Annotated in this window: 25 protein-coding genes and 1 riboswitch; of the genes, 9 read left to right on the top strand and 16 right to left on the bottom strand. The window is 62.9% G+C overall.

All coding sequences use genetic code 11. The features are described 5' to 3' along the window. Positions 1–393 precede the first annotated feature (393 nt). Positions 394–648 carry a hypothetical protein gene (locus ABC729_RS06595; protein WP_495606840.1) on the top strand — a complete coding sequence of 85 codons (255 nt, stop codon included), beginning with the start codon at positions 394–396 and terminating at the stop codon, positions 646–648. 10 nt (positions 649–658) lie between these two features. On the opposite strand, the gene ABC729_RS06590 is transcribed toward ABC729_RS06595, so the two are convergent. Continuing rightward, positions 659–1450: an RNA methyltransferase gene (locus tag ABC729_RS06590; RefSeq protein ID WP_495606839.1), complete on the bottom strand. Its 792-nt coding sequence runs from the start codon at positions 1448–1450 to the stop codon at positions 659–661. A 38-nt stretch (positions 1451–1488) separates the two neighbouring features. After that, entirely contained in the window at positions 1489–3114 is a 1626-nt protein-coding gene (gene cimA / locus ABC729_RS06585) for a citramalate synthase (protein ID WP_495606838.1), read from the bottom strand. Positions 3115–3384: 270 nt separating this feature from the next. On the opposite strand from cimA, the gene lipB reads away from it, so the two are divergent. From lipB to ABC729_RS06570, 3 genes are all read left to right on the top strand, one after another. Further along, a complete protein-coding gene (gene lipB, locus ABC729_RS06580) occupies positions 3385–4077 on the top strand; it encodes a lipoyl(octanoyl) transferase LipB (protein ID WP_495606837.1) in 693 nt (230 codons plus the stop codon). A gap of 3 nt (positions 4078–4080) precedes the next feature. Next, positions 4081–4290, top strand: coding sequence for a hypothetical protein (locus ABC729_RS06575; RefSeq protein WP_495606836.1), 210 nt, complete (start codon positions 4081–4083; stop codon positions 4288–4290). A 165-nt stretch (positions 4291–4455) separates the two neighbouring features. Further along, positions 4456–4686, top strand: coding sequence for a hypothetical protein (locus ABC729_RS06570; RefSeq protein ID WP_495606835.1), 231 nt, complete (start codon positions 4456–4458; stop codon positions 4684–4686). Positions 4687–5098: 412 nt separating this feature from the next. Here the strand turns inward: ABC729_RS06570 and ABC729_RS06565 are convergent, their stop codons facing one another. Continuing rightward, positions 5099–5503 (bottom strand): acyl-CoA thioesterase, encoded by a 405-nt coding sequence (locus tag ABC729_RS06565; protein ID WP_495606834.1) that lies wholly within the window; start codon positions 5501–5503, stop codon positions 5099–5101. 99 nt (positions 5504–5602) lie between these two features. On the opposite strand from ABC729_RS06565, the gene parE reads away from it, so the two are divergent. The 3 genes from parE (at position 5603) to ABC729_RS06550 (ending at position 9203) form a co-directional block, all read left to right on the top strand. Next, positions 5603–7594 carry a DNA topoisomerase IV subunit B gene (parE, locus tag ABC729_RS06560; RefSeq protein WP_495606833.1) on the top strand — a complete coding sequence of 664 codons (1992 nt, stop codon included), beginning with the start codon at positions 5603–5605 and terminating at the stop codon, positions 7592–7594. A gap of 10 nt (positions 7595–7604) precedes the next feature. Then, a complete protein-coding gene (locus ABC729_RS06555; protein ID WP_495606832.1) occupies positions 7605–8189 on the top strand; it encodes a hypothetical protein in 585 nt (194 codons plus the stop codon). 705 nt (positions 8190–8894) lie between these two features. Beyond that, positions 8895–9203, top strand: coding sequence for a helix-turn-helix domain-containing protein (locus ABC729_RS06550; RefSeq protein WP_495606831.1), 309 nt, complete (start codon positions 8895–8897; stop codon positions 9201–9203). A gap of 30 nt (positions 9204–9233) precedes the next feature. Here the strand turns inward: ABC729_RS06550 and ABC729_RS06545 are convergent, their stop codons facing one another. From ABC729_RS06545 to ABC729_RS06525, 5 genes are all read right to left on the bottom strand, one after another. After that, complete coding sequence (locus ABC729_RS06545) at positions 9234–9995, bottom strand: TylF/MycF family methyltransferase (protein ID WP_495606830.1); 762 nt, start codon at positions 9993–9995, stop codon at positions 9234–9236. A 96-nt stretch (positions 9996–10091) separates the two neighbouring features. After that, positions 10092–11042, bottom strand: a complete 951-nt coding sequence (locus tag ABC729_RS06540) for an ABC transporter substrate-binding protein (RefSeq protein WP_495608649.1) — start codon at positions 11040–11042, stop codon at positions 10092–10094. 2 nt (positions 11043–11044) lie between these two features. Continuing rightward, complete coding sequence (locus ABC729_RS06535; protein WP_495606829.1) at positions 11045–11818, bottom strand: ABC transporter permease; 774 nt, start codon at positions 11816–11818, stop codon at positions 11045–11047. Further along, positions 11815–12582: an ABC transporter ATP-binding protein gene (locus ABC729_RS06530; protein ID WP_495606828.1), complete on the bottom strand. Its 768-nt coding sequence runs from the start codon at positions 12580–12582 to the stop codon at positions 11815–11817. Before ABC729_RS06530 ends, ABC729_RS06535 begins: the two co-directional genes overlap by 4 nt. Beyond that, positions 12575–12679, bottom strand: a riboswitch (TPP riboswitch). (Overlaps the previous gene by 8 nt.) Positions 12680–12728: 49 nt before the next feature. Beyond that, on the bottom strand, positions 12729–14327 hold the full coding sequence (locus ABC729_RS06525; protein WP_495606827.1) for a bifunctional aminoglycoside phosphotransferase/ATP-binding protein: 1599 nt from the start codon (positions 14325–14327) through the stop codon (positions 12729–12731). 307 nt (positions 14328–14634) lie between these two features. Here ABC729_RS06525 and ABC729_RS06520 point away from each other — a divergent pair, with 307 nt between their 5' ends. Beyond that, the gene (locus tag ABC729_RS06520) at positions 14635–17589 is read left to right on the top strand and encodes a phosphoenolpyruvate carboxylase (protein ID WP_495606826.1); all 2955 of its coding nucleotides are present in this window, start codon (positions 14635–14637) and stop codon (positions 17587–17589) included. A 120-nt stretch (positions 17590–17709) separates the two neighbouring features. On the opposite strand, the gene ABC729_RS06515 is transcribed toward ABC729_RS06520, so the two are convergent. After that, complete coding sequence (locus tag ABC729_RS06515; protein WP_495606825.1) at positions 17710–17916, bottom strand: hypothetical protein; 207 nt, start codon at positions 17914–17916, stop codon at positions 17710–17712. A 134-nt stretch (positions 17917–18050) separates the two neighbouring features. Here ABC729_RS06515 and gcvA point away from each other — a divergent pair, with 134 nt between their 5' ends. Continuing rightward, positions 18051–19025: a transcriptional regulator GcvA gene (gcvA, locus tag ABC729_RS06510; protein ID WP_495606824.1), complete on the top strand. Its 975-nt coding sequence runs from the start codon at positions 18051–18053 to the stop codon at positions 19023–19025. A gap of 4 nt (positions 19026–19029) precedes the next feature. Here gcvA and ABC729_RS06505 read toward each other — a convergent pair whose 3' ends face one another. The 7 genes from ABC729_RS06505 to ABC729_RS06475 form a co-directional block, all read right to left on the bottom strand. Beyond that, positions 19030–19389: a hypothetical protein gene (locus ABC729_RS06505; protein ID WP_495606823.1), complete on the bottom strand. Its 360-nt coding sequence runs from the start codon at positions 19387–19389 to the stop codon at positions 19030–19032. Positions 19390–19556: 167 nt separating this feature from the next. Continuing rightward, a complete protein-coding gene (locus ABC729_RS06500) occupies positions 19557–19940 on the bottom strand; it encodes a hypothetical protein (RefSeq protein WP_495606822.1) in 384 nt (127 codons plus the stop codon). A gap of 91 nt (positions 19941–20031) precedes the next feature. Continuing rightward, positions 20032–21885: a DNA mismatch repair endonuclease MutL gene (mutL, locus tag ABC729_RS06495; protein WP_495606821.1), complete on the bottom strand. Its 1854-nt coding sequence runs from the start codon at positions 21883–21885 to the stop codon at positions 20032–20034. A gap of 48 nt (positions 21886–21933) precedes the next feature. Further along, positions 21934–23220, bottom strand: a complete 1287-nt coding sequence (locus ABC729_RS06490) for a pentapeptide repeat-containing protein (protein ID WP_495606820.1) — start codon at positions 23218–23220, stop codon at positions 21934–21936. A gap of 129 nt (positions 23221–23349) precedes the next feature. After that, a complete protein-coding gene (locus ABC729_RS06485; protein ID WP_495606819.1) occupies positions 23350–24240 on the bottom strand; it encodes a DUF817 domain-containing protein in 891 nt (296 codons plus the stop codon). A 66-nt stretch (positions 24241–24306) separates the two neighbouring features. Beyond that, positions 24307–24693, bottom strand: coding sequence for a type II toxin-antitoxin system VapC family toxin (locus ABC729_RS06480; protein ID WP_495606818.1), 387 nt, complete (start codon positions 24691–24693; stop codon positions 24307–24309). Next, on the bottom strand, positions 24690–24953 hold the full coding sequence (locus ABC729_RS06475) for a type II toxin-antitoxin system Phd/YefM family antitoxin (protein ID WP_495606817.1): 264 nt from the start codon (positions 24951–24953) through the stop codon (positions 24690–24692). Before ABC729_RS06475 ends, ABC729_RS06480 begins: the two co-directional genes overlap by 4 nt. Positions 24954–25007 lie beyond the last annotated feature (54 nt).

The raw sequence follows: 25007 nt of genomic DNA, 5'->3' as shown, positions 1-25007 counted from the left end.
TCTTAAATAACGCAAAACATGTGTGATATGCGGAATTAGGCATCTTGAAATCTACGCGAATTGTCACTTGACAGTGGCGGGCAGATCACCAAATCTGAACGCAGACCAGATGGTCCGGCCTGACCCACCAGCAGGGTTCGCGGGAATTTGACGAACAGCAGCTTGCGCCGCGTCACCAAACGCTAAAGCGCCACGAAGGTCCTTCGTGGTTTGGTTCAAACCATTGTGAAGGAGGGCGAAATGGCTACCCATATCGCGCAGAATACCAACATGACCTCTGGTGCTGACGGCTTGATGCGGGGCTGTTGACGCGGGTCTTTTCCGCCTTAACCACCACATCAGCGCTTTGTACAGCGCGGCGACGTTGTTTCGCTGCGACAGGGGGAGTTTATCATGACGAACCAGGCATTCAGCATTGAAACCAGCCGGCATCAGGCCGGTCTTGCCGTGGCCGATGGCCAGGGTTTCCGCTTCTATTCCGCCCATCCGCTGTTCAGCAGCCTGGACGGACGGCATTTCAACTCCGTGGCCGCCGTGGAAAAGGCCGCCCGCCGCCGCGAAAATGAGGCCCGCCATGCGGGCAGGCGGCAGGACAGCCGGGGACAGGTGTTCCGGTCATGGGGTCTGAAGGCAGAGGCGGTGGCGTAACGGGAGACCGTTACCCCTCCACCTTCCGCTGCTTCTTGCGGCCCGTCAGCGCGGCAATGATGCCGTGGAAGGTGCGAACTTCCTGTTCGGTCATGCCGCAGCGTTGCAGGGTGTTGCGCACGTTGCGGATCATGGAGGGGCGCTTATCGGGGTGGGTGTAGAAGCCCGACTGTTCCAGCTCCCCTTCCAGATGGTCGAACAGGTTCTGCAATTCGGCCTTGGTGGCGGGTTCGGACTGTCCGGTATGGAGGTAACGATCCTCCACATCCACGCCCGTCATCCACCATTCATAGGCGATAAGCAGCACCGCCTGACCCAGGTTCAGCGATGAGAAGCCGGGGTTCAGCGGTACCGAGATCAGCGTGTCCGACAGGGTGATATCGTCATTGACGAGCCCTGTGCGCTCCGGCCCGAACATCAGCCCGACCTTGCGCCCCGCCGACCAATGGCCGCGCATCTCATTCGCCGCCTCACGCGGGGTCACCACCGGTTTCACCAGATCGCGCACGCGGGCGGCGGTGGAAAACACCTTATGAAGGTCGGCAATGGCGGCTTCGGTGCTGTCGAACACCCGCACCCGGTCCAGCACCAGGGTGGCGCCAGCCGATGCCGACACGGCCTTTTCATTGGGCCAGCCGTCGCGCGGGCTGACAAGGCGCAGGTCGGTCAGGCCGCAATTCAACATGGCGCGGGCGCAGGCACCGATATTCTCCCCCATCTGGGGATGGATCAGGATGACGGCGGGGCCGTCCCCGTCCGCCTGCATCTTGGCCAGTTCGCGCTTGTTCGTCCCGCTCGACATCACACTGATACCTGATTGCCCATCAAGCGGCCTGAATATCAGGCCGCCTGGGTGCTGTCGAGTGCGGCACCGGACCGGTAAAGGCAATAGGTGATGCTGTCGGAAAGCGCGTTGAAGCTGGCGTCGATCACGTTGGCCGACACGCCGACCGTGGCCCAGCGGTTGCCGTGCCGGTCCGCCGTTTCGATCATGACGCGGGTGACTGCCTTGGTCCCGTCCTGGGCATTCAGGATGCGGACCTTGTAATCGACCAGCCGCATGCCCTCCAGCGCCGGATAGACGGGGATCAGGGCCTTGCGCAGGGCCTGATCCAGTGCGTTCACGGGGCCGTTGCCTTCGGCCACCGTCATGACATTGTCGGGGCCGTTGGGGCCGGGGACCTCCACCTTGGTCGTCGCCTCCGACAGGGTCACCAGATCGCCCTTGGCGTTCCAGCGGCGTTCGTCGAGGACACGGAAAGCGGCGAGGCGGAAATAGTCCGGTACTTCGCCCAACGCGCGACGGGCCAGCAGTTCAAAGCTGGCCTCGGCCCCGTCAAAGGCGAAGCCTTCGAATTCCTTCTGCTTCACCAGATCGACCAACTGTCCCACCCGGTCATCCTTGGGATCGACATTCACCCCCACCTCGCGCAGGCGGGCCAGGATGTTGGAGCGGCCTGCCTGATCGGAGACCAGGACATGGCGTCGATTGCCGACCAGCGAGGGGTCGACATGCTCATAGGAGGTCGGGTCCTTCTCCACCGCCGAAACATGCAGCCCGCCCTTATGGGCAAAGGCGCTTTCGCCGACATAGGCGGCGTGGCGGTTGGGCGTGCGGTTCAGGCGTTCATCCAGCATGCGGCTGATATGGACCAGCCGCCCCATACCTTCCTTGCTGATGCCGACATCAAAGCCCATCTTCACAGACAGGCTGGGGATCAGCGACAGGAGGTTGGCATTGCCGCAGCGTTCGCCCAACCCGTTCAGCGTACCCTGCACCAGCCGCACCCCGGCGCGCACAGCGGCCAGCGAGTTGGAGACGGCGTTTTCCGTGTCATTATGGGTGTGGATGCCCAAATGGCTGCCGGGGATACGCTTGGCAACCTCCGCCACAATGGCCTCCACCTCATGCGGCAGGGTGCCGCCATTGGTGTCGCACAGAACCACCCAGCGGGCCCCGGCCTCATAGGCTGCCTGAACACAGGACAGGGCGTAGTCAGGATTGGCCTTGAAGCCATCAAAGAAATGTTCGGCATCAAACAGGGGTTCGCGGCCCCGCGCCTTGATCTCCCGGATACTGTCGGCGATCAGGGTCAGGTTTTCGTCGCGCGGGATGGCGAGTGCCACATCGACATGGAAATCCCAGGTCTTGCCCACGATGCACACGGCCTTGGCGGGGCTGTTCAGCAGGGCCGACAGGCCGGGGTCGTTCGACGCGCTGTGCCCTGGCCGACGGGTCATGCCAAAGGCCGTGAATATGGCGCGGGGCAGTTTCGGCGGATCGGCGAAAAAGGCATTGTCGGTGGGGTTGGCACCGGGCCAGCCGCCCTCGACATAGTCAATGCCCAGCGCGTCCAGCTCCTGCGCGATGGCGATCTTGTCCGCCACGGTGAAATCAACGCCGGAGGTCTGCGCCCCATCGCGCAGGGTGGTGTCGTAGAGATAGACGCGGTTCGTTTCGTTCATAATCACAGGGCCAATAAGCAATGACGTTGCCGAATGTGGCGCATCGGCGCGTGCGGATCAATGGGCATGTGCGCATGGGGCGGCTGTCCCTTGGTATCGCCAGCCTGCCACCGGCAGGTTGGCTGGCGCGTTGAGCGCCCGCGCACCCATGTGCGCGTGAAGCCAAGCCGCCGGATGGCGGCGCCCGGCGCCTGAGGGCTTAACCTGAACATCCCATTGGTGTTCGGCGCGTTTTGCCCTAAATAGGCGTCACCCCCAGCTTGCAGGTTGATGATGATCGAGTGGCGGATCAGCGACCAGACCGTAGACTATCCCGACGCGATTGCCTTCATGGAGGCGCGCGTGGCCGAGATCCGGGCCGGTACGGCACCGGAGACGGTATGGCTGCTGGAACATCCCCCGCTTTACACCGCCGGGACCTCGGCCAAGGAGGCGGACCTGCTGGTGCCCATGCAGTTCCCGGTGTTTCAGGCCGGGCGCGGGGGCCAGTACACCTATCACGGACCGGGGCAGCGCATCGGCTACACCATGCTGGACGTGCAGGCCCGTGGCGGCGACCTGCATGATTTTGTCTGGCGGCTGGAGGAATGGCTGATCCGCACGCTGGCGCAGTTTGCCGTGAAGGGCGAACGCCGCTGTGGCCGCGTCGGCGTGTGGGTCGATATGACGCCCTATGGTCAGCCGGGGGTGGAGAACAAGATCGCCGCCATCGGCGTGCGCGTGCGGCGCGGCGTGTCCTTCCACGGCGTGTCGTTGAATGTGGAGCCCGACCTGACGCATTTCGGCGGCATCGTGCCCTGCGGCATCCGCGAACATGGCGTCACCTCGCTGGCGGCACTGGGCCATATCGTCACGATGCCAGAGGTGGATATGGCGATGCAGGCGGCGTTCGAGGAGGTGTTTGGTGACGACGCGGTGACGCGCGAACCGGTGGCCTGCGCCGCCAGCGTCGCGGAGGGTTGAGCCATGGGCGCGCGGCGCAGCATCACGGCCCTGGTGCTTTACTTTGTCGGTGCGGCAGCGCTGATCGTGTCTGCCTTCATGCTGATCGCACCCACGCCCGACAGCTATGGCCCCGCCCTGGTCGGGCTGTTGCTGGGCGTGCTGCTGCTGGGCGTGGGACGGGCCTGCCAGCACCTGTCGCGCATCCGCGACCTGATGGAGGGCAGGGGGTAGAGTGTGATCGGTTCAAATGGTATCGTTTGAACCGTGAAACACACGACCAACACTCTCTGTAAATCATTCTCCAGTTATTTCCCGCCCCCATCTTGCAGCTTATGTAATTGGTAAGAAATAAGAAATAACTAATAGCGCCTTTCATTCAAATTTTAAGGATAATGGATGATGATCAATATCAAAATTGGAACAATTGGCAATATTGTTGCTGGAGATTGCATTGGAAATTTCGTAAAGATAATTGATGACAATGATAATACTGGAGGTTTTATTATAATAACCTCTAATAATAGTGATTTTATTGGTGGGCATGACGACTGGGTTGAAAATATGGAGGGGCTTCAGCGCTATTTTTATGAATCTGGATGGCTTGTCAACTGGCGTTGTATTGGATGAATACTTTTCCGCCGACCAAGGCAGATATTGGGGCCGTGAGATCCGGGGGACGCCACCCCTGGGAGGCCATGAAAGGCCTGCGTGTTGGAGGTTTTCTAAGACCCGGCGGGCCTAAGCGCATTGAACGCTCTGCTGTGGACACCGATCTAGTGCAAGACAGCGCCAGCTATACCTAACGGGCGCATGTGTCGTCCGCACCATCACTGACCCGCGCGTTTATGTCCTGCCCCATGCCTATGACGGGTTCGGGCGACTGTCGATCCCGTCCTATGCCGATGGCGCGTCGGAGAGCTAAGCTTACGACAACAACGACAACCGAACGGGCTTTACGCAGCGTGACGGCACGGATTACACAATCAGCACCATAACCTATGACGCACTGCACCGCCCGATAAGCATCGAATGCGGTCCGTCAAACCGCCACCGACCCCGGCACCACGGGGCGCGGGCGGCCATCCTTGCCCAGGGCGACATAGGTGAACACGCCTTCCGTCACCTTATAAGCGGTGCCGTCATAGCGGCGAACCCAGACATCGACGCGCACGCGGATGGAGGTGTTGCCGATCCGCTCCACCTCCGTATAGCAGTTCACCTCGTCACCCACGGCCACGGGGCGGTGGAACTTCATGGCCTCCACGCCGACCGTCGCCACGGGGCCGCGTGCCACGCGGACGGCGGGTGCCGCCCCGGCCAAATCCATCTGCGACATCACCCAGCCGCCGAACACCTGCCCATTGCCGTTCAGATCGGCGGGCATGGCGAAGGTGCGCATGGAGGGCGCGTCGCGGTCGAAATCCGGCATCCGGTCCTGGCTCATGCCCTTAAACTCCCTCTGTCATCAAAATGTAGGGGTCTATGTCGTCGGGAGATACCGCATCTCCTTGAACAAGACCGCGACCCATTCCTATAATGGCGCATGAGCGACCTATTCCAGAACTCCGCCGCCAAGCAGGACAGCTATTCCGCCCAGGACATCGAGGTTCTGGAGGGGCTGGAACCTGTCCGCCGCCGTCCCGGCATGTATATCGGCGGGACCGATGACCGTGCCCTGCACCATCTGGTGGCCGAAATCCTGGACAACGCCATGGACGAGGCGGTGGCAGGCCATGCCAGCCGCATCGACCTGGACCTGTCCGCCGACGGGACTGTGACGGTGCGCGACAATGGCCGTGGCATCCCCACGGACGAGCATCCGAAATATCCCGGCAAGTCGGCGCTGGAAGTGATCTTCACCACACTGCATTCCGGCGGCAAATTCTCCGGCAAGGTCTATGCGACCTCCGGCGGTCTGCATGGCGTCGGCTCGGCCGTTGTGAACGCGCTGTCCGACCGGCTGCATGTGGAGGTGGCGCGCGACCGGCAACTGTTCACACAGACCTTTTCGCGCGGGGTGCCGCTGGGGCCGCTGGCCCCTGCTGGGGCCGTACAGAACCGGCGCGGCACCACCGTCAGCTTCCATCCCGATGCCGAGATTTTCGGGCCGGACGCGCATTTCAAGCCGGAGCGGCTGTATCGGCTTTGCCGGTCCAAGGCCTATCTCTATCGCGGCGTGGAAATCCGCTGGTCCTGCGATACCGCCCTGATCAGCGCCGATAGCGGCGTGCCGGCGGCAGAGGTGCTGCATTTCCCCAATGGGCTGCTGGATTACCTGAACGGCACCCTGAAAAGCCGGGCCACCGTCACGCCCCTGCCATTTGCCGGACAGGCCGATTTTCCGGGTGAGGCGGGGCGCGTGGAATGGGCCATCGCCTGGCCGGAAGATGATGAGGGCTTCAGCCACACCTATTGCAACACTATCCCCACGCCCTTGGGCGGCACGCATGAGGTGGGGCTGCGCGGTGCCCTGACCCGTGGCATCAAATCCTATGGCGAAATGCTGGGCAATAAGCGGGCGGCGAATATCACCGCGGACGATGTGATGGAGGGGGCGACCATCCTTCTGTCCGTCTTTATCCGCGACCCGCATTTCCAGGGCCAGACCAAGGAACGGCTGGTCAGCGCCGATGCACAGAAGCTGACCGAAAGCGCCATCAAGGACCGGTTCGACCATTGGCTGTCAGGTTCGCCGGACGCGGCCAAGGGCCTGATCGAACGGCTGATCGAAAAGGCGGAAGAGCGGGCGCGCAAGAAGGCGCAGAAGGAGATGGCGCGCAAGACGCCGACCCGCCGCCTGCGCCTGCCCGGCAAGCTGGCCGATTGTTCGCGCCAGAGTGCCGAAGATACCGAGATCTTCATCGTGGAGGGCGATTCGGCCGGCGGCTCCGCCAAGCAGGCCCGCCGCCGCGACACCCAGGCCATCCTGCCCCTGCGTGGCAAGATCCTGAACGTGGCGTCGGCCAGCGTGGACAAGCTGCGCGGTAACCAGGAACTGGCCGATCTGGCGCAGGCCCTGGGATGCGGCACGGGCAAGGAATTCAGCGTCGATAAGCTGCGCTATGAACGCGTCATCATCATGACCGACGCCGATGTCGACGGGGCCCACATCGCCTCGCTGCTGATGACCTTCTTCTATCGGGAGATGCCGGGCCTGATCCAGCAGGGGCATCTGTACCTTGCCCTGCCGCCGCTCTATCGCCTCGCCGGCGGCGGCAATGTCCGCTATGCGCGCGACGACGCGCATAAGGACGAGTTGATGAAGACCGTCTTCAAATCGGTCAAGGGCAAGGTGGAAATCAGCCGCTTCAAGGGCCTGGGCGAAATGCCGCCTGCGCAATTGAAGGAAACCACCATGGACCCGTCCAAGCGCACCCTGCTGCGCGTCGTCGTCCCGGACCAACGCGACCCGGACCAGAAGGACGATGTCGAAGAGACCAAGGCGCTGGTGGAAAGCCTGATGGGACGGAAGCCGGAACTGCGGTTCAAGTTTATTACTGAGAATGCGAAATTTGCGCAGGATTTGGATGTGTGAGGGTTAATCGATGGGGCGGCGCCCGCCACAGAAACTCTACAAGTATGTTGGCGAGAAGACTGCGCTGCTGATCTTGGGGAACGGGCAGCTCCAGTTTTCCGTTCCAAGGCTATTCAATGATGAATTTGATTGTAATTTTTACTCACCAGGAATTGCGAATACTGATAAATACTATATTAAATTAGTTAAAATCATTTCCGAAATTGCGTTCGAGGGCCTGGATTCATCTATTTTTATGGATGATGTTGTTTCTGTTGTTGGGTTTTTTAGGAATATAGCTCCAAAAGACTTTGCTCCGACTTTAGATTTTTGGGAGGATCTTGTATTTGGTGATGATAGCAAAGAGCTTCGCGATAGTTTTCAGTGCTTCATAGAACGAACGGTGAAAGAAATTTCAGATTCAGCTGTTCGTGCGCTCTCTGACTCAAAGCTACTTTGTCTTTCAGCAACGCCTGTTTCCGCTCCAATGTGGGCGCATTACTCAGAGAATTTACAGGGTGCTGTTCTTGAGTTTGATACGGTTCATCCCAGTGATAATTTCTTTCTTACCGCCCGACCAATGAATTACATCTCCCAACCGCCACATTTTTTTTGACGATGATGAGTTTATTGAAATTACCACAAGAAAAAGCGGCTTAGACCAAAATAAGAAGGAAAAAATACTAAATTCAATTATTTTTGGAAAGTATATTTCGTGGGAATATGAGAAAGAATGGCGGATTTTAGCTGGGGCCACAAACCAAAATGAACAACGCTCCTTGGTACCATTTCATCATTTGGCTTTAACGGGAGTGATATTTGGCAGTCGCACGAATGCGGCATTTGAGCAGTCTGTTCGCAATCTTCTCCCCTATTACCCTCTTTGCCGTACATTTAAATTGAAGCGACCGGATATGAGGACGTTTGAGTATAAAATTGTCGAATATCCCTGAGCCTCTCATGAACCCCCTCACCGTCATTGAAACCACTGCCTTCCGCCGGGACGTTGACGATTGGCTGACCGCAGCTGAGCGTGAAGCATTCATCGACTATATTGCGCGCCACCCCGATGCCGGCGTCCTGATCGAAGGAACTGGTGGAGCCAGGAAGGTCCGGTGGGCGCGGCAGGGCGGTGGCAAAAGCGGTGGTGTCAGGATAATCTATTATTTCTACACGGCTGATGCGCCGCTGTTCCTGTTGGCCCTTTACGGCAAGTCCGAAAGGCCAACTTGTCGGCAGCGGAGAAGCAGGCCATACAGAATGTTGTCACGGTGCTGCGCAACCGTATACGCCTTGCCCGCCCGGTCATGGGAGATACGGAATGACCAAGCCAACCCGATCCCTTGCCGCCGATATCCTTGAAGGCTTGAATGAAGCCATCGACTATCTGGACGGCAAGCCAACCGGTGTGCGCGTGACGCAGGTTTTGGTCGTGCCGAAGGTCGATGTCCGGGCCATCCGGCTGGCGACGGGGTTGACGCAGGCTGAGTTCGCGGCGCGCTATGCGCTGCCCATCGACACCTTGCGGAAGTGGGAACGGGGTGAGCGGGAGCCGGATGCAGCCAGCCGCGCCTATCTGACCTTGATCCAGCGGGACCCGGAAATGGTGGCGCGGACGCTGGCCGCATAAGGCCTGCCCTTGCCTGTTATCTGACGCAGGTCAGGGCGATACCTTCGCCTTGAACCAGAACACGCCGCAATAATCGATGGTCTGGATCGGTTCGGTGATGCCGTTGGCGTCGCGGAAATCGTGGACGGCCTGTTTGCAGGCGGGGATGATGTTGTAATCATCGATGATGACCACGCCGCCGGGGGAGACCTTGTGATAGAGGCTTTCCAAGGCGTCCATGGTTGATTGGTACATGTCGCCATCCAGACGCAGGACGGCCAACCTCTCGATGGAGGCGGTGGGCAGCGTGTCCTTGAACCAGCCCTTCAGGAACTTCACCTGATCATCCAGCAGGCCGTATTTCTGGAAATTGGCCTGTACCTCTTCCAGGCTGACGGCCAGTTCGGGGTATTTGGACAGGTCGTCACACTTGGCATCTTCAGGATAGTTTGCCGCGTCGATGGGCGGTACGCCTTCGAAACTGTCGGCGACCCACACGGTACGGTCGGTGACGTTCAGGGCCGCCAGTATGGCGCGCATGAAGATGCAGGCCCCGCCGCGCCAGACGCCGGTTTCGATGAGGTCGCCTGGGATATTCTCGCTCAACACATGGATGACGGCGTCGCGCAGATTGTCCATCCGCTTCTCGCCAATCATCGTATGGGCCTGCATCGGCCAGTCATGGCCCATTTGCCGGGCGAAGGGCCTGAAGGGCTGCGCGAAGGGGCCGATGCCCGGATCCTCATAAATCAAGCCCGTCAGAACCCGCTTCATCAGGTCGATATAGAGAAGGCGGGGATCGGTCAGCGCCATGAGGATGCTCTGCGTCTGGGGTGGCTGCCGGAACAGGCGGACAGGGCTTTCCCCCTGTCTTGCGTGTTCCGGACCGGCCCTGTCAAGCGGGGGAGGTTACTTCACCTCCACCGCATAGGTCGCGACATCCGGCGTGGTCTTGATCAGGCCGCGCGCCTTCAGGAACTGTGCAAAGCGGTCGTAACGGGCATTGTCCAGCGCACGGGGGCTGTGGGCGAAGCGCGCGATGCTGTCCTTCCAGGCGCGTTTATTCAGCTCCGTGTCCAGGTCCTTGCGGCCCTTGATGAACAGGGACCAGGCCTCTTCCGGATGATTGATCAGGAACTGCGTACCGCGCTCAACCGCGTTCAGGAAACGGCCGATGCGCGGGTCGTTGGCGTTGTTCTTGGCTGTGATGAAGATCAGTTCATCATAGGCGGGCACCCCTTCTTCTTCGGGGAAGAAGGCGCGGCCTTCCTTCTTTTCAATCGCCATCTGGTTCAGCTCGAAATTGCGATAGCCGCCGACAATGGCATCCACCTGACCCGCGAACAGGGCTGGCGACAGGGAGAAATTCACGTTGATCAGGGTCACGTCCTTCAGGGACAAGCCGTGCTTTTCCAGCATGGTACCCAGCAACGCATCCTCAAACCCGCCGACGGAGAAGCCGATCTTCTTGCCCTTCAGGTCCTTGAGGGACTTGATGGGGCCGTCCTTCAGCACGATGACGGTATTCAGCGGCGTGGCGACCAGGGTGCCGACGCGGACCACGGGCAGGCCGGCATCGACCTGCAAATGCAATTGCGGCTGATAGGAGACGGCGATATCGCCCTGACCGGCGGCGACCAGACGCGGCGGGTCGTTGGGATCGGCGGGCGCGATCATTTCCACCGCCAGACCTTCATCCTTGAAGTAGCCCTTTTCCTGCGCGACATAGAGCGGGCCATGGTCCGGGTTCACGAACCAGTCAAGCAGCACGGTCATCTTGTCCTGCGCCAGGGCGGGCAGGGTGCCTGCGGCACTGGCGGTCATGGCGGCGGCAACGGCCATCGCGCGCATCCAACGCATCTTCATTGTGTTACTTCCTTGTTCATCACGCTGTCGGGAAGCCAGGGCAGAGCCCGGCGAACGATAAGATCAACCAGCAGCCACAGGCCCACAGCTAGCAGCGCCAGAATGAAAAGGGCGGCAAAGGTCAGGTCCGTCTGTACCCGTGCGGTGGCATGCAGCATCAGATAGCCCAGCCCCGCCGACGCCCCCACCCATTCCCCCACCACGGCCCCAATGGGGGCCACGGCGGCGGCCATGCGCAGACCGGAACCGAGGGCGGGCAATGCCGCCGGCATGCGGATATGGCGCAGGATGGCCCACGGACCGGCCCCCATGGTGCGGGCCAGGTCCAGCCAGCCGGGATCGGTGCGCCGCAACCCGTCAAAGAAGCTGGCCGTCACGGGGAAGAAGATGATCAAGGTTGCCATCGCCACCTTGGACGCCAAACCGTAGCCCAGCCACAGCACCAGCAGGGGGGCGATGGCAAAGACGGGCACCGCCTGACTGGCCAGCAGCAGCGGCAGCAGCCAGCGTCGGGCAGCGGCGGATGCCGTCAGGGCGAGGGCCGCCAGCCCGCCGCACACCGTACCCAGGATCAGGCCCAGCACGATTTCCAGCAGCGTATAGCCTGCATGTTCGGCTAGCAGCGCCCAATCATCGACAAGGCGCAACGCCACCCGTTCCGGACCCGGAATTATATAATGGGGAAGGTCAGCCAGCCGCACCAGCAAAGCCCAGGCGATGATCAGACCCGCCAGGGTCACCATTCCGCGAACGAAACGAGCGCCCCTCATGCCAATCCCCCACCACGCAGGTGCCGCAGCAATTGTCCCTGCAGGGTCAGCAGGTCGGGCTGATCCGGGGGGCGCGGCGTGTCGCCCAATGGGGTCAGGGGCGGGGACAGGCGGGCGGGGCTGCCGCCCAACACCTGGACCTGATGACCCAGACGCAGCGCCTCCAGCGGGTCATGCGTGACCATGATGACGGTGCGGCCCGACAGCAGACGCGCGGCCAGATCCTGCATATCCAGGCGGGTGATGGCATCCAGGGCCGAGAATGGTTCATCCATCAGGACGATGGGCCGATCCTCGAACAGGGTGCGGGCCAGGGCCGCACGTTGCCGCATGCCGCCGGACAGGGCGTCGGGCCGGCAGCCGTGGCGGTCAGCCAGACCCACCGCGTCCAGCAGGGACATGGCGCGGTCGCGTACCTCCGGCCCCACCTTGCCGCCGCGCAGCTTTGCGCCCAGGATGACATTGTCCAGAACGCTGGCCCAGGGCAGCAGCAAATCCTGCTGTCCCATCCAGGCGAAACGGCCCTTCAAGGGCAGGCCATCATCGGCGGTGACCGTCCCCCGACCCGGCAGCAGGCCGGCGATCAGGCGCAGAAGGCTGGATTTGCCAACCCCGCTGGGACCCAGCAGACAGGTGGTCTGCCCTGCCGGTGCCACCATGTCCAGCCCGCCGAACAGCAGCCTTCCGCCAAAGCCGATGGCGGCGTCGGACAGATGGATGGCGGGGGCGGGCGGAGCGGCGGCGCGCCCCGGTACATGGGTCATGGATCACTGTCCCTACGCCGGTATCAGCCGGATCAGGTTCCAGGGGTCGTCCCGTGCAGGACCTCTCAGCCGACCATCGGCTCCCCCCAGTGAGGTGGGTCGGTTATGGCAAAGCGGGGCGGGGGCTGCAAGGCCTAGATATCGGCTCAGCGCGCGATCTGTCGCCGGGCGATGGCCGTTGTCTCATCGGCGTCACCGCTGGCGGGGATCACTTCCCATCGCATCTCGCCCAGGTCATAGGCGGCCTGTCGGCGGACAATGGCGGCGGTGGCGTCCGATGCGTCGCCCCGCCGCCGCGCCACGCGGGCCAGGGTCACGGCCTGATCGGCCACCAGCCATAGGCCGGCAAAGGCGACGCCGGCCTCCCGCGCGACCTGTTCCACCGTCTGCCGCTGCGCCGCATTGGCATAGACGGCGTCGCAGATGACGGCGTGATGCCCGTCCAGCACCAGTCCGGCGCGACCCGCCAGTTCGGCATAGGTGCGGGCGGAATGGTCGGGGCCATAGAAACGGTCGGGCAGTGCCTCTTCCTCCGCCACACCGGCCAGTAGCTTGCGCAAGGCATCGGATCGCAGGATGACGGCCCCCGGTGCCGGCCCCAGAGAGGGGGCCAGTGCGCGGGCCAGGGTGGTCTTGCCCGTACCCGACAGACCACCAATGGCCAGCAACTGTGCTGGCGGCGGCGACAGCAGGCGGTTGGCCAGCACCAGATAGGATTGTGCCTCCGCCCGCATGGCGGCGGCCTTGTCCGCGTCCCCCTGTCCGGCGGCGGCGGATGCCGTCAGATGCGCGCGGATGCCGGCCCGCACCGACATGAACAATGGCAGCAGCGACAGGCCCGACAGATCGCCCGTCAAATCCAGATAGCGGTTGAACAGGATATTGGCATGGGCGCGCAGGCGGCGATGTTCCAGATCCATCAGCAGGAAGGCCAGATCATAGAGAACATCGGTCACCGCGATCCGGTCGCCGAATTCGACGCAGTCGAAGGGCACGGGCCGCCCGTCCAGCATGACGATGTTGCGTAGATGCAGATCGCCGTGGCAGTGGCGGATATAGCCGGCATCGCGGCGGCGGTTGATCAGGTCGGCACCCGCCGCCAGCGCCGCCTCCCCCGCGCGTTCCAACCGGTCGATGGCGGCGGCATCGAACAGGGCATGCTTGCGCATCTCCCGTATGTTGGTGCGGGCCAGATCGGCCATTTCCTCGGCACCGGGCGCATTCGTCCTGGGTTCGGCGGCGTCGTGGAATTCCGCGATGATGGTGGCGAGGTCACGCATGATGGCGGGCGACAGGGTGCCCGCCGCCGCCATGCTGTCCAGCAGGGCCGATTGCGGGAACCGGCCCATGGTCACCAGATATTCCAGCACCGACGGGTCCGGCCCGCCATCGGTGGCCACCGGTGCCTGTTCAACCAGCCGCACCCGACCATCTTCACCCTGCACCAGACCGCCAACGCCGCGATAAAGGTCGGGTGCCGTCCGCCGGTTCAGGACCAGTTCCGCCTCGCACGCGTCCAGGCGTTGCGACAGGCTGGCATAGTCGAAGAAAGGGTAGGTGACGGCACGCTTCATCTTGAAGGCGCGGTCGCCGGCCATGAAGATGCGGGCGGCATGCGTGTCGATGCGATCAACGGTGCCGCCGGGCGGCAGCCCATGGGTTGACGCGTCGTCCAGCAGGGCGATGGCCCGTTGCTGGGCCCCCTCTCCGACACTCTGCGTGCTGTCCCCCGGACTGCTGTGCATGCGCAACACCCTTGTCCCAATCCAACATGTAAGCGAACGACGTTACAAGTAATCTATCGCCTGAGAAGCTGGTCTCCTTTAATCTATCGCTTCAATCCTGGGGGGCAATGCGGATCGATTATGTCCGCCATACCCCTTTCGGCGTTGACAGTTGTAACGGAATTACCGCACCCTTTGACGCTGCGCCGCAACAGAATGCGGTCATTCCGTAGAAGATGGAAGCCACCATGCCGCTGGACCCCGCCATGCCCCAAGCCGCCGCCCCGTCCGATCTGGAATTCCTGGGCACGACCACGGCCAAGGGGCGTTGCTGTCCACTAAACAGGCCCGCTTCCCGGCGCCCAAGGGCCTGGATGTGCGGGCCCTTGCGGCTGATCTGATGGCGCAGTTGGACCGGTATGGTGCCGAGGCGAAGCAGGACCCGTTTGCCAATCCCGTCATGCTGCTGGCCCTCGACATTTCCCGCCGCGTGGGTGCCGGTGAATTGTCGCCCGGCGCCCTGGAGCAGCTGATCCAGTATCTGTCGGCGGAGGGTTTCCTGGCCCGTGCCGCGCGTCTTTCCAATTATTTGGGTGAGGCATCGCCCGAAGCCAATGCCAGCCGCATGGAAGAGTTGCTGGATGTCGCCGCCGCCGGCAGCGGCGGGGAACCGTTGAGCTTTGAGGCGTTCCAGAAGCTGGTGGAGAAGGAGGTGTTCGGTATCGTTATTACCGCGCACCCAACCTTCAACCTGTCCGGCGCGCAGATGACGAGTATGGCCTGTCTGGCCACGGGCCGCGACCAGAATGGCAAGCGCCTGTCGGCGGATGCGCGCGAAAGCCTGATCCGCCAGATGGCGACGGCGGAACATGCGCCCGAAGATATGTCGCTGACCCGCGAACATGAATTGTCGCTGGACGCCATCGCCAATATCCAGATCGCCATCCGCACCCTTTACCGCGCCGTCCTGCGCGTGGGCCGCAAGCATTATCCGGAACGCTGGACCGAGCTGACGCCGCGCCTGCTGACGGTGGCAAGCTGGGTTGGCTACGATCTGGATGGCCGTTCCGATATCCGCTGGTCCGACACGCTGCATAAGCGGCTGATCGTGCAGCAGCGGCAGCTGCGCTACTATCTGTCCAACCTGCGCGATATCCGCGCCGGTGCCCCGGCGCTGGAGGATCTGCGCCATACGCTGGCCTTGATCGAAAGCCGTCTGGCCCTGGCACTCAATCAGGTGACGGACGAGATTGCGGCCTTCGGCGGGTCGGAGGCGCAGGATCTGGACCATCTGCGGCGTATCGCCAAGCGTATGCATGAAGGCCTGCCGCTGCGTCTGGTCGATGCGTCGGAAGCCATTGAGTTCGTGAATCGTGGCATCCGCCTGTCCGCCGCCATCGAGGGCGACAAGGCGCTGGCCACCGTGGAACAGCTGGCGGTTTTGCGCGCTGAACTGGCGACCTTTGGCCTGGGCATGGCGCACACCCATGTCCGCCTGAACAGCACGCAGGTCCATAACGCCATCCGCAAGGCGGTGGGCCTGGATACGGCGGCGGATGACCCGCGTTATCGCCAGTCCTATCTGGCGACCCTGACCGACCTTCTGGACAAGGTGGAGCCGGTCAGCATCAATTTCGGTTCCGTCGTGGCCGAACGCACCAGCGCCAAGCGCCTGTTCATGGTCGTGGCGCAGATGCTGAAATATTCCGATGCGCGCACGCCCATCCGCTTCCTGATCGCCGAAAGCGAAAGCGCCTTCACCGTCCTGTCGGCGCTGTATTTCGCCAAGCTGTTTGGGGTGGAGGAGCGGGTCGATATCAGCCCGCTGTTCGAAACCGAAAAGGCGCTGGAAACCGGCAGCCGCATCATCGAACAGCTGCTGGAGAACCCGCATTACCGCGCCTATGTGCAAAAGCGCGGACGCCTGTGCATCCAGACGGGATATTCCGACGCCGGCCGCTATCTGGGCCAGACACCGGCCAGCGCGTCGATTGAGCGTCTGCGCCTGCGTGTGATGCGGCTGTTCACCCGCCACGCGCTGACCAATGTGCAGCTGGTGATCTTCGACACGCATGGTGAAAGCATCGGTCGTGGCGGTCACCCCGCCGGCCTGCATAACCGCCTGGCCTATGTCAGCCCGCCGGCCACGCTGGCCTTTGCCGCCAAGCACAATATCGAGCTGAAGCAAGAAGTCAGCTTCCAGGGCGGCGACGGCTATACCTACTTTGTCACCCCGGCCTCGGCGCTGGCGGTCGTGACCCGTATTCTGGAATATATGATCGGCACGGCCAAGCCGGACCTGGATCATGACGTCTTCTATGCCAAAGGCGATTATATCCGGGAGTTCTTCACCACCGTGAAGGCCTTCCAGGTCGGGCTGGTTGAAGACCCGAATTATGGTGAGCTGCTGGCCGCGTTCGGCACCAATCTGCTGTTCCCCAGCGGCAGCCGCGCCATCAAGCGCCAGCATGACGCGGCCCCCGATCCAGCGGCCCGCGTCATGGCCGGACAGTTCCGCGCCATCCCGCATAATGCAGTCCTCTTGCAGATGGGCCTGCCGGCCAATGTCCTGTCGGGCGTGGGCGAGGCCATTGACCGTGATCCGGAACAGTTCCGCACGCTCTACGCCACCTCGGCCCGGTTCCGCGAACTGATCGGCATCGTGGTCTATGGTGCGGCGGTCAGCTGCCCCGACGCGCTGAAGGCCTATGTCGATACGCTGGACCCCGGTCATTGGCTGACGCGGGCGGCGCGCACCGACAATCCCATGGAAGCCGACGACATGCGCCGCATCGCGGCCGTGCTGGAGGAAACGCCGACCCAGGCCCGCCTGATCCGCATCTTCCGCAAGCTGTATCGTGATTACGGCGTGTTGCGGCAGAATCTGGAGCGCGCGGGGGCAGCACCCAAGCCGAACCCCGATCTGGACCGGCACCTGTCGCTGCTGCACGCCGTGCGCCTGTCCCTGATCCATCAGGTCTATCGGCTGGCCGTGCATATCCCGGAATTCTCCAGCCAGCATTCGATCACCAACCAGCGGCTGGTGACGCGTCTGCTGCATCTGGATGTGCCATGGGCGCTGGACCAGCTGGCCCGCATCTTCCCGGCGCGTACCGATGTCACCCTGGATGAAGGGTTCGGGGAGGTGGCAACCTATGTCAGCGATGAGAGCCAGGATTACAGCCAGGAAAACCAGAACATTTTCCGGCCCATCGCCTCGCTCTATGAACTGATCCGCCGCACCAGCAACGCCCTGACACAGCGCATCGGGTTCTTTGGATAAGGTATGCGCAAACGCGTAGAGCGGATTAGCGAAGCGTAATCCGCGGAACAACATCGATTGTCGCTCCGCGGATTACGGCTTGCGCCTAATCCGCTCTACCTTTCTCAGCATTCCAAACGCTCACCCCCAGTACCCCACATCCCGCTTCAACTGCGGCGGCACGCCGTAACGGTAGGCTTCCCCGGCCAGCAGTTCGGTCAGCACCGACTGCAACTGTGCGGCCAGTCCGGCCAGCGCGGTCGTCCGACGCGAGGGCGGGGTGGTGAGGGCGAGCAGCAGGGTTTGCGGCGGCAACGCTGCCCCATGGACTAAATTCAGCTTTTGCATTTTATAGGGTCCTTTCCGAACCGATGTGAAGGTTGATGCTTTTGTTGGACCCTTTATCGCTCCATTCCGGCCTGGACGACAAACGAGTAATCCCGATAGGATGCATCAGCTGATTTTGTGCATAAGGGGCCGTGATGGACAAGCGACTGCCGCCATTGAATGCGCTGCGCACCTTTGAATCCGCCGCCCGTCATCTTTCCTTCACCAAGGCGGCGGATGAACTGGCCGTGACGCAGGCGGCCGTGTCCTATCAGATCCGCCAGTTGGAGGAGCATATCGGGCGGGAGCTGTTCCGCCGCCTGACGCGCAAGCTGGAACTGACCCCGGCGGGGATGGAGCTGCAGGTGGCGGTGGAGGATGCGTTCGACCGTATCCGCGCCACCATGCATAAGCTGACCGACGCGGCGGAGGACAAGGTCCTGTCGGTGACAACCCTGCCCACCTTTGCCTCACACTGGCTGGTGCCACGTCTGGGGCATTTTCAGCTGCGGCGCCCCGATTTGGCGGTACGGCTGGACAGTTCAGTGGGGTTGAGCGATCTGAACCATCAGTTTGATGTTGGCATCCGGTCGGGCCATGGGCAATGGCCGGGGCTGGTGGCTGAACGGCTGGTCGAATATCGGCTGACCCCGGTGATAAGCCCCATCCTGGCCGACCGCGTGGGCGGCATCCACCACCCGTCCGATCTGGCCCGGCTGCCGCTGCTGGATTACAACCATATTGAGGATATTCGCTATTGGCACCAATGGTTTGCCATGGCGGGTGTGGCGGTCGACGGCATGCGCACCGGCCCGCAATATGACATGCAGGCCATGACGGGGCAGGCGGCGGCGATGGGGCAGGGTGTGGCCCTGGTTTGCCCGGCCTTTTTTGCCGCAGATATCGCGTCTGGTCGATTGCGGGTGCTGTTTCCCGATCTGGTGCTGGTAACCGACCGTTCCTACTGGCTGGTCTGTTCGCAGCGTCGGATGGATGAGCCGAAGATCAAGGCCTTCCGCGATTGGATATTGTCGGAGGTCAGCGCCTGCGAGGGGCAATGCGGCGCCTTGGGCGGCATGCTGAATGTGGCGCTGGCCGGGCCACGACCCGTCGCAGCGGTCGGCGACTGAGCTGCTATTCCACGCTGCGCCAACCCATGCTGGCGGCGGTGCGGGCGGCCAGAATGCCGGCGATGGCACCGGCGGCAGCGGGTAGCATGGCAACGGCAGCGGCGATCATGCCGCGTTCCAGCACCGGCATGGAACTGCCGGGCGGCGGATAGGCCATCAGATGGGCCAGCAGCACGCCACCGGCCAATCCCAGCACGCCGAACACGGCGAGGCGCGGCAGGAACAAGGACAGCATGAAGGCGGACGCGGCCAGGATAGCCAGCGTGCCGGACAGCGTATCGGCGGTCAGGTCCCAAAGGCCGGCACAGGCCCCCAGAAGGGCTGCCAGGCTGGAGAGGACCAGTATCTTCGTCGTGAAATTCATGGCACCGCCACCTTGTCATCTACAGCACCGGAACCCCGGCACCGATGAGAACAAGATGGTGGAAGATTAAGGCGAAAGCCGGTCAAGCGCCGGGCGACGAAGGGGCGGGGCGGCGGATTTGCCGTGACCCCACCCCCGTCACCGGACTTGTCACAGGGGTGGGTGCCTTACTCCGCCGCCACAATATTCCGCAAAGCCGGCGTGAACAGCGCCACCTTGGGCGGGGGGCGGTCGGCCATCATACCCTGTTCGGCGTCGGCCCGCTGCATGGCGGCGCGCGTCAGGTCGGCATGTTCGCGGACGAGATTGCGCAGCACGGCCCAATGGCGGCGGATGCTATCTTCCACCTCGCGCAGGCGCATGTCGGGCTTGGCAGGTTCTGCCGTGATGGCGGCAAGAATTTCCGCCAGACCCACATCTGACTTCGCGTCATCCAGCAGGCGCAGGCCGGCGGGCAACCCATCAAAACCGCCAGAGGGCTTGGATTCCCTGGGCTTGGCAAACAGGCCAGACGGTTTGCTGGCGCCTGGACGGTGTAGTCGGTCGTGCATATCAGACCCTCCCGGTGAAAAGGACGGGGAGGGATAAGCAAGCCATGTGCCGGTTTTTATTGGGAAAATTCTGCCGGGTCGGCAGGGGGGCTCAGCGCCGGCCGAACAGCCGCTCAATATCGCCCAGTTTCAGTTCCACATAGGTGGGGCGGCCATGGTTGCACTGGCCGGAATGGGGCGTGGCCTCCATCTGGCGCAAAAGCGCGTTCATCTCGTCCACATTCATGGGCCGCCCGGCCCGCACGCTGCCATGGCAGGCCATGCGGGAACAGATCGCGTCCAGCTTTTCCTTCAGCGCGTGGGCGTCGCCCATCTCTGCCAGTTCGTCGGCAATATCCTTTATCAGGCCGCGCACATCGGCCCGTGCCCCCAGCATGGCCGGCACTTCCCGCACCACGATGGCACCGGACCCGAAGCTTTCCAGGACCAGCCCCATTTCGGCCAGCTCATCCGCCCGCTCCCCCACCCGCTCGGCATCGGCGGGGTCCAGTTCCACCACTTCGGGGATCAGCAGGCCCTGGCGCTTCACACCGCCGCCCAGCATCTCCCGCTTCATGCGCTCATAGACCAGCCGTTCATGGGCCGCGTGCTGGTCCACGATGACGATGCCGTTTTCGGTCTGCGCCACAATATAGGTGGCGTGCAGCTGCGCGCGGGCGGCCCCTAATGGGAAGCTGGGCGGGGTGGCGGCGATGGAGTCGGTTTCCTCCGCGCGGGCGACGGGGGCGAAGCCCTGGGCAGGTGTCGCAATGGGCTGCGGTGCCTGGAATCGCCAGGCCGCCTCCGCCATTTCCCGGCTCACGGGCGGCGGGGCGTGGTGGGTCTGGGCATAGGGCGGGGGCGTTGACGGGCGCTGCGGTTCCCACAGCAGGCTGGTTTGCGGGGCCACGCGCGGGGTCAGGCTGGCCAATGTGTCGGCGGCGACGGTGGTGCTGGCGCGGTGGCCGGCGGCGGCCAGCGCATGTTTCAGGGCACCGACGATCAGGCCCCGGATCAGGGCCTGATCGCGGAACCGCACCTCCGTCTTCGCTGGATGCACGTTGACATCCACATCATGCGGGTTCAGCGACAGAAACAGGGCCAGGACCGGATGCCGGTCACGGGCCAGGAAATCGGCATAGGCCCCGCGTACAGCGCCCACCATCAGCCGGTCCTTCACGGGACGGCCATTGACGAACAGATACTGTCCGGCGGCGGTGGGCTTGTTATAGGTGGGCAGACCGATATGCCCGACCAGCCGCACCCCGGCCCGTTCGGCATTCACCGGGATGGCATTTTCTTGAAATTCCCGCCCCAGGACGGCACCCAGGCGAGACAGGCGCGCCGCCTCATCCTCCCCGCTATTGGCGGTCAGGCGGACGGGGGTTCGCCCTTCATCCGTCACCGTGAAGGCGACATGCGGATGGGCCATGGCCAGACGTTCCACCACATCGATGGCATGCTGGCTTTCCGTGCGGCTGCCTTTCAGGAATTTCAGGCGGGCCGGGGTGGCGAAGAACAGGTCCCGCACCTCCACCCGCGTGCCCAACCCGCCGGGGGCTGGGCCGACGGGATGCACGCTGCCGCCTTCCACCAGGATGGCGCTGGCATGATCGGCACTTTCGGTGCGGCTGGTGATGGTCAGGCGGCTGACGGCACCGATGGAGGGCAGGGCCTCCCCCCGGAACCCCAGCGTGCGGATATCGGTCAGGTCGCCATCGGGCAGCTTGGATGTGGCGTGCCGTTCCACCGACAGCGCCAACTGCTCCGGGTCCATGCCGCAGCCATCGTCGGCGACGGACAGCAGCGCCTTGCCACCATCGCGCAGGGTGACATCAATGCGCCGCGCCCCCGCATCCAGCGCGTTCTCCACCAGTTCCTTCACGGCGGCAGCCGGACGCTCCACCACCTCACCGGCGGCGATCTGGTTGACGAGATTATCGGGGAGGCGGCGGATGATCGGCATGGGGGGGTAATAGCACCGATTGGGGGTGCGCGCCAAGCCGGCCACAAGTTATGGCACTTTAAACCCCACTACCTCCGCCAACTGCTCCCGCTTAACCTTGGTACCCGACAGGCGCGCGCTCGTCAGGTCAGTTTCCTTCAGGTCGGCCAGCAGCAGATTGGCGAAGGAGAGGTCGGCACCCGCGAAATTGGCCTTCACCAGCCGTGCGCCCGACAGGTTGGCATAGCGCAGCCTGGCCCCGGCCAGTTCGGCGCGCACGAAGCGGGTGGCGTCGATCTTCAGATAGCCGAGATTGGCCTCAGACAGGTTGGCGTTGCCCAGTTGCGCGTCGGTCAGGTTGATGCCGCGCAGATCACACCCCGACAGGTTGGCCCCGCGCAGGTCGGCCCCGGCCAGATTGCCCACCTGGATCTGTGCCGATGACAGGTCCATGCCATAGAGGATCACCCCAGGCGCATGTAGGCGGGTGAGGCAGGCATGGGACAGGCTGCCGGCGGTACGCAGATCATAGCCGGTCAGGTCCAGGGCCAGCCCGGCCTGTCCCGCCGTGCCCACCCATTCGGCGTGGAGCTTCAGCATCTCCTCCAGCGGGCGGGGCAGGGCGCTGGCCGGCTTGCCCGCCGGTTTGTCGGTCAGGGCACCGGCCATGTCGGCACCTGCCATTTCCGTCATCACCAGGACGGCCCCGGTCAAAACCGCGCCTTTCAGGCTGGCCCCGCGCACATCGGCCCCCGACATGTCGGCCCCTTCCAGGATGGCCCCGTCCAGGGTGGCATTGCGCAGGTTGGCACGCACCAGCTTGGTTCCGCGCATCACGGCATCGGTGAAGTCGGTATGCTGGGCAATGGCGCCTGACATCTTGGCCTGGGACAGGTTGGCATGGGCCAGCTTGGCACCTTGCATGTCGGCAGGGCTGGCATCGCTTTCCACCACCACCATTTTCAGGCTGCCATCGGCGGCCCGTTCGGCCAGCGACCCGTCGCGCAGATCGGCGCTGACCAGATTGGCCCCCGTCAGGTCGGCACCACGCAGGCTGGCCCCGCGCAGATCAACCTTTACCATGGAGGCCCCGGTCAGGTTCGCTTCCCGCAGGTCGGCGGCGAACAGGGTGCAGCAATCCAGATTGGCACCCGCCATATTGGCGCGGCGCAGAATACAGCCGGTGAGATCGGCATGGGCCAGATCGCGGCCAGACAGGTTCAAGCCAGACAGATCATAGTTAGTCAGAACCGCGCGGGCACCGCCCATACGGGCATTGCGGAACATCTCATGCCGCTTCAGCAGCGCATCGAGCTGTTCCTGCGTCACCTTGTAAAGTGGTCGCTGCTCTGCCAACGCTTGTCTCCCGGCCCCGCTTGTTTACTCAAGGAGAGCCATTCTGTGCGGGTCGTTGCAAAGGAATAATGAAGGCGGAACGCGCCATCGGGTGATTTGTAACGGTTGCGGGCAACCTGTCGGCTTTTGTCACAATGCGGGGGTGCTGTCCCGTTCCCGTGGCCGCCTGATCAGCGCTACCAGGGCGTAGGAGATCAGCATCAGCAGATACCAGGACCCGAACTTCGCAAACGACACCATGGTCCAGCCCTGTTTCTGGCTGGGATAGATCCAGGCACCCGCGAAGGTGCCCAGGTTCTCCGCGAACCAGATGAACAGGGCAACCAGGGCGAATCCAACCAGCAGCGGCATGCGCCGATCCACATCCCACACCCGGAAATAAACCCAGCATCGCCCGAACAGCAGGGCCGCCAGCGCGAACAGGCCCCAGCGCAGGTCCCACCAGTAATGATGCAGGAAGAAGTTGGCATAGATGCCTGCTGCCAGCAGCAGCACGGTCCAGAGCGGGGGATGATGGCGGAACCGGAAATCGAACAGGCGCCAGACCCGCGCGATATAGGAACCGACCGCGGCATACATGAAGCCGGTGAACAGGGGCACACCGCCGATGCGCAGGACGCTCTCCTCCGGATAGACCCAGGACCCCACCGCCGTCTTGAAAATCTCCATGCCCGTCCCGACCAGATGGAAGATCAGGATGACCAGCGCCTCCTCCTTCGTCTCCAGCCGCAAACGGATCAGCGCCACCTGCAGCACCACCGCGGCCAGGGTCAGGAAATCATAGCGGGGCAGGGCGGCATCGCGCGGATAGAACAGCCAGGTGCCTAGCAGCAGGGCCAGCATCAAGCCGCCATAGAGGCATGCCCAGGCCTGCTTCACCCCGAAGCGCAGAAACTCATAAAGCCCGGCCAGCCAGGGGCCGCGTGCCCTTGCGGCCTCGCCCAGGGCAGCCTCCCGCGCGATGAAGCGGGAGAGCAGGGGCCAGTCGCGCGTGGCGCTGAGGGGATGGGGTTTCAGCATGGGGGAGACGCCGGCGAGAGGTTGAGACGGCGTTCTGACAGGCGGGCGCGGCGGAAAGATGGCGGGTTAGTGAGGGGCAACAGGGCGAATGTCGGTGCGACTGAAATCGTCGCCAACAAACAGCAGCGGCCAATCACGTTGTCTTGCCAAAGCGTAGGCAAAACAATCTCCGTAATTCAAAGCCGCTGGGTGGTTGCCCTTGCCCCAACGGGTGTAGGCTGCCGCCACATTGCGGGCGAGCCGGTCATCGACACCGATAACTTCCATTTCCAGCTCGTTGACAAGCTGCTCTGCACGGCCAGTCAAACCACGCTGCCCCGCAACGATCAGCAACTCCGCCAAAGTTCCAGCGGAAATGATGATCTCTGCGGTACATAGCGCCGCCATGCAGGCGGGTGCAGACGGCTCATTGAGCAGGATCGCCATCAACGCCGATGTATCGACGACAATCATTTCGGCAGTCCATCATCGCCATAGAGGAAATGGTCTGCCTGATGTGCTGCCGGCCCTGACGTGGCAATGGCACCGGACTCCTTCGCAAACTTTTGCAGGAACGCCATTCTGCGATCCCGATCGATCACCTTGGGCGCCCGTGCTGGAACCAGTCGCGCCACGGCCTGTCCATGACGGGTAAGGACAATGTCCTCGCCCGTTTCCGCTCGCCGCACCAGTTCCGTCAATTGTGCCTTGGCCTCACTGACTGGAATTTCCATGGGGCACCTCCCGTGTCGCATAGATATGGACCAGATAATGGTCCAATACAATGC

Source organism: Niveispirillum sp. CC-CTL257, from assembly GCF_059489915.1.
This window is presented reverse-complemented; position numbering and strand designations above follow the sequence as displayed.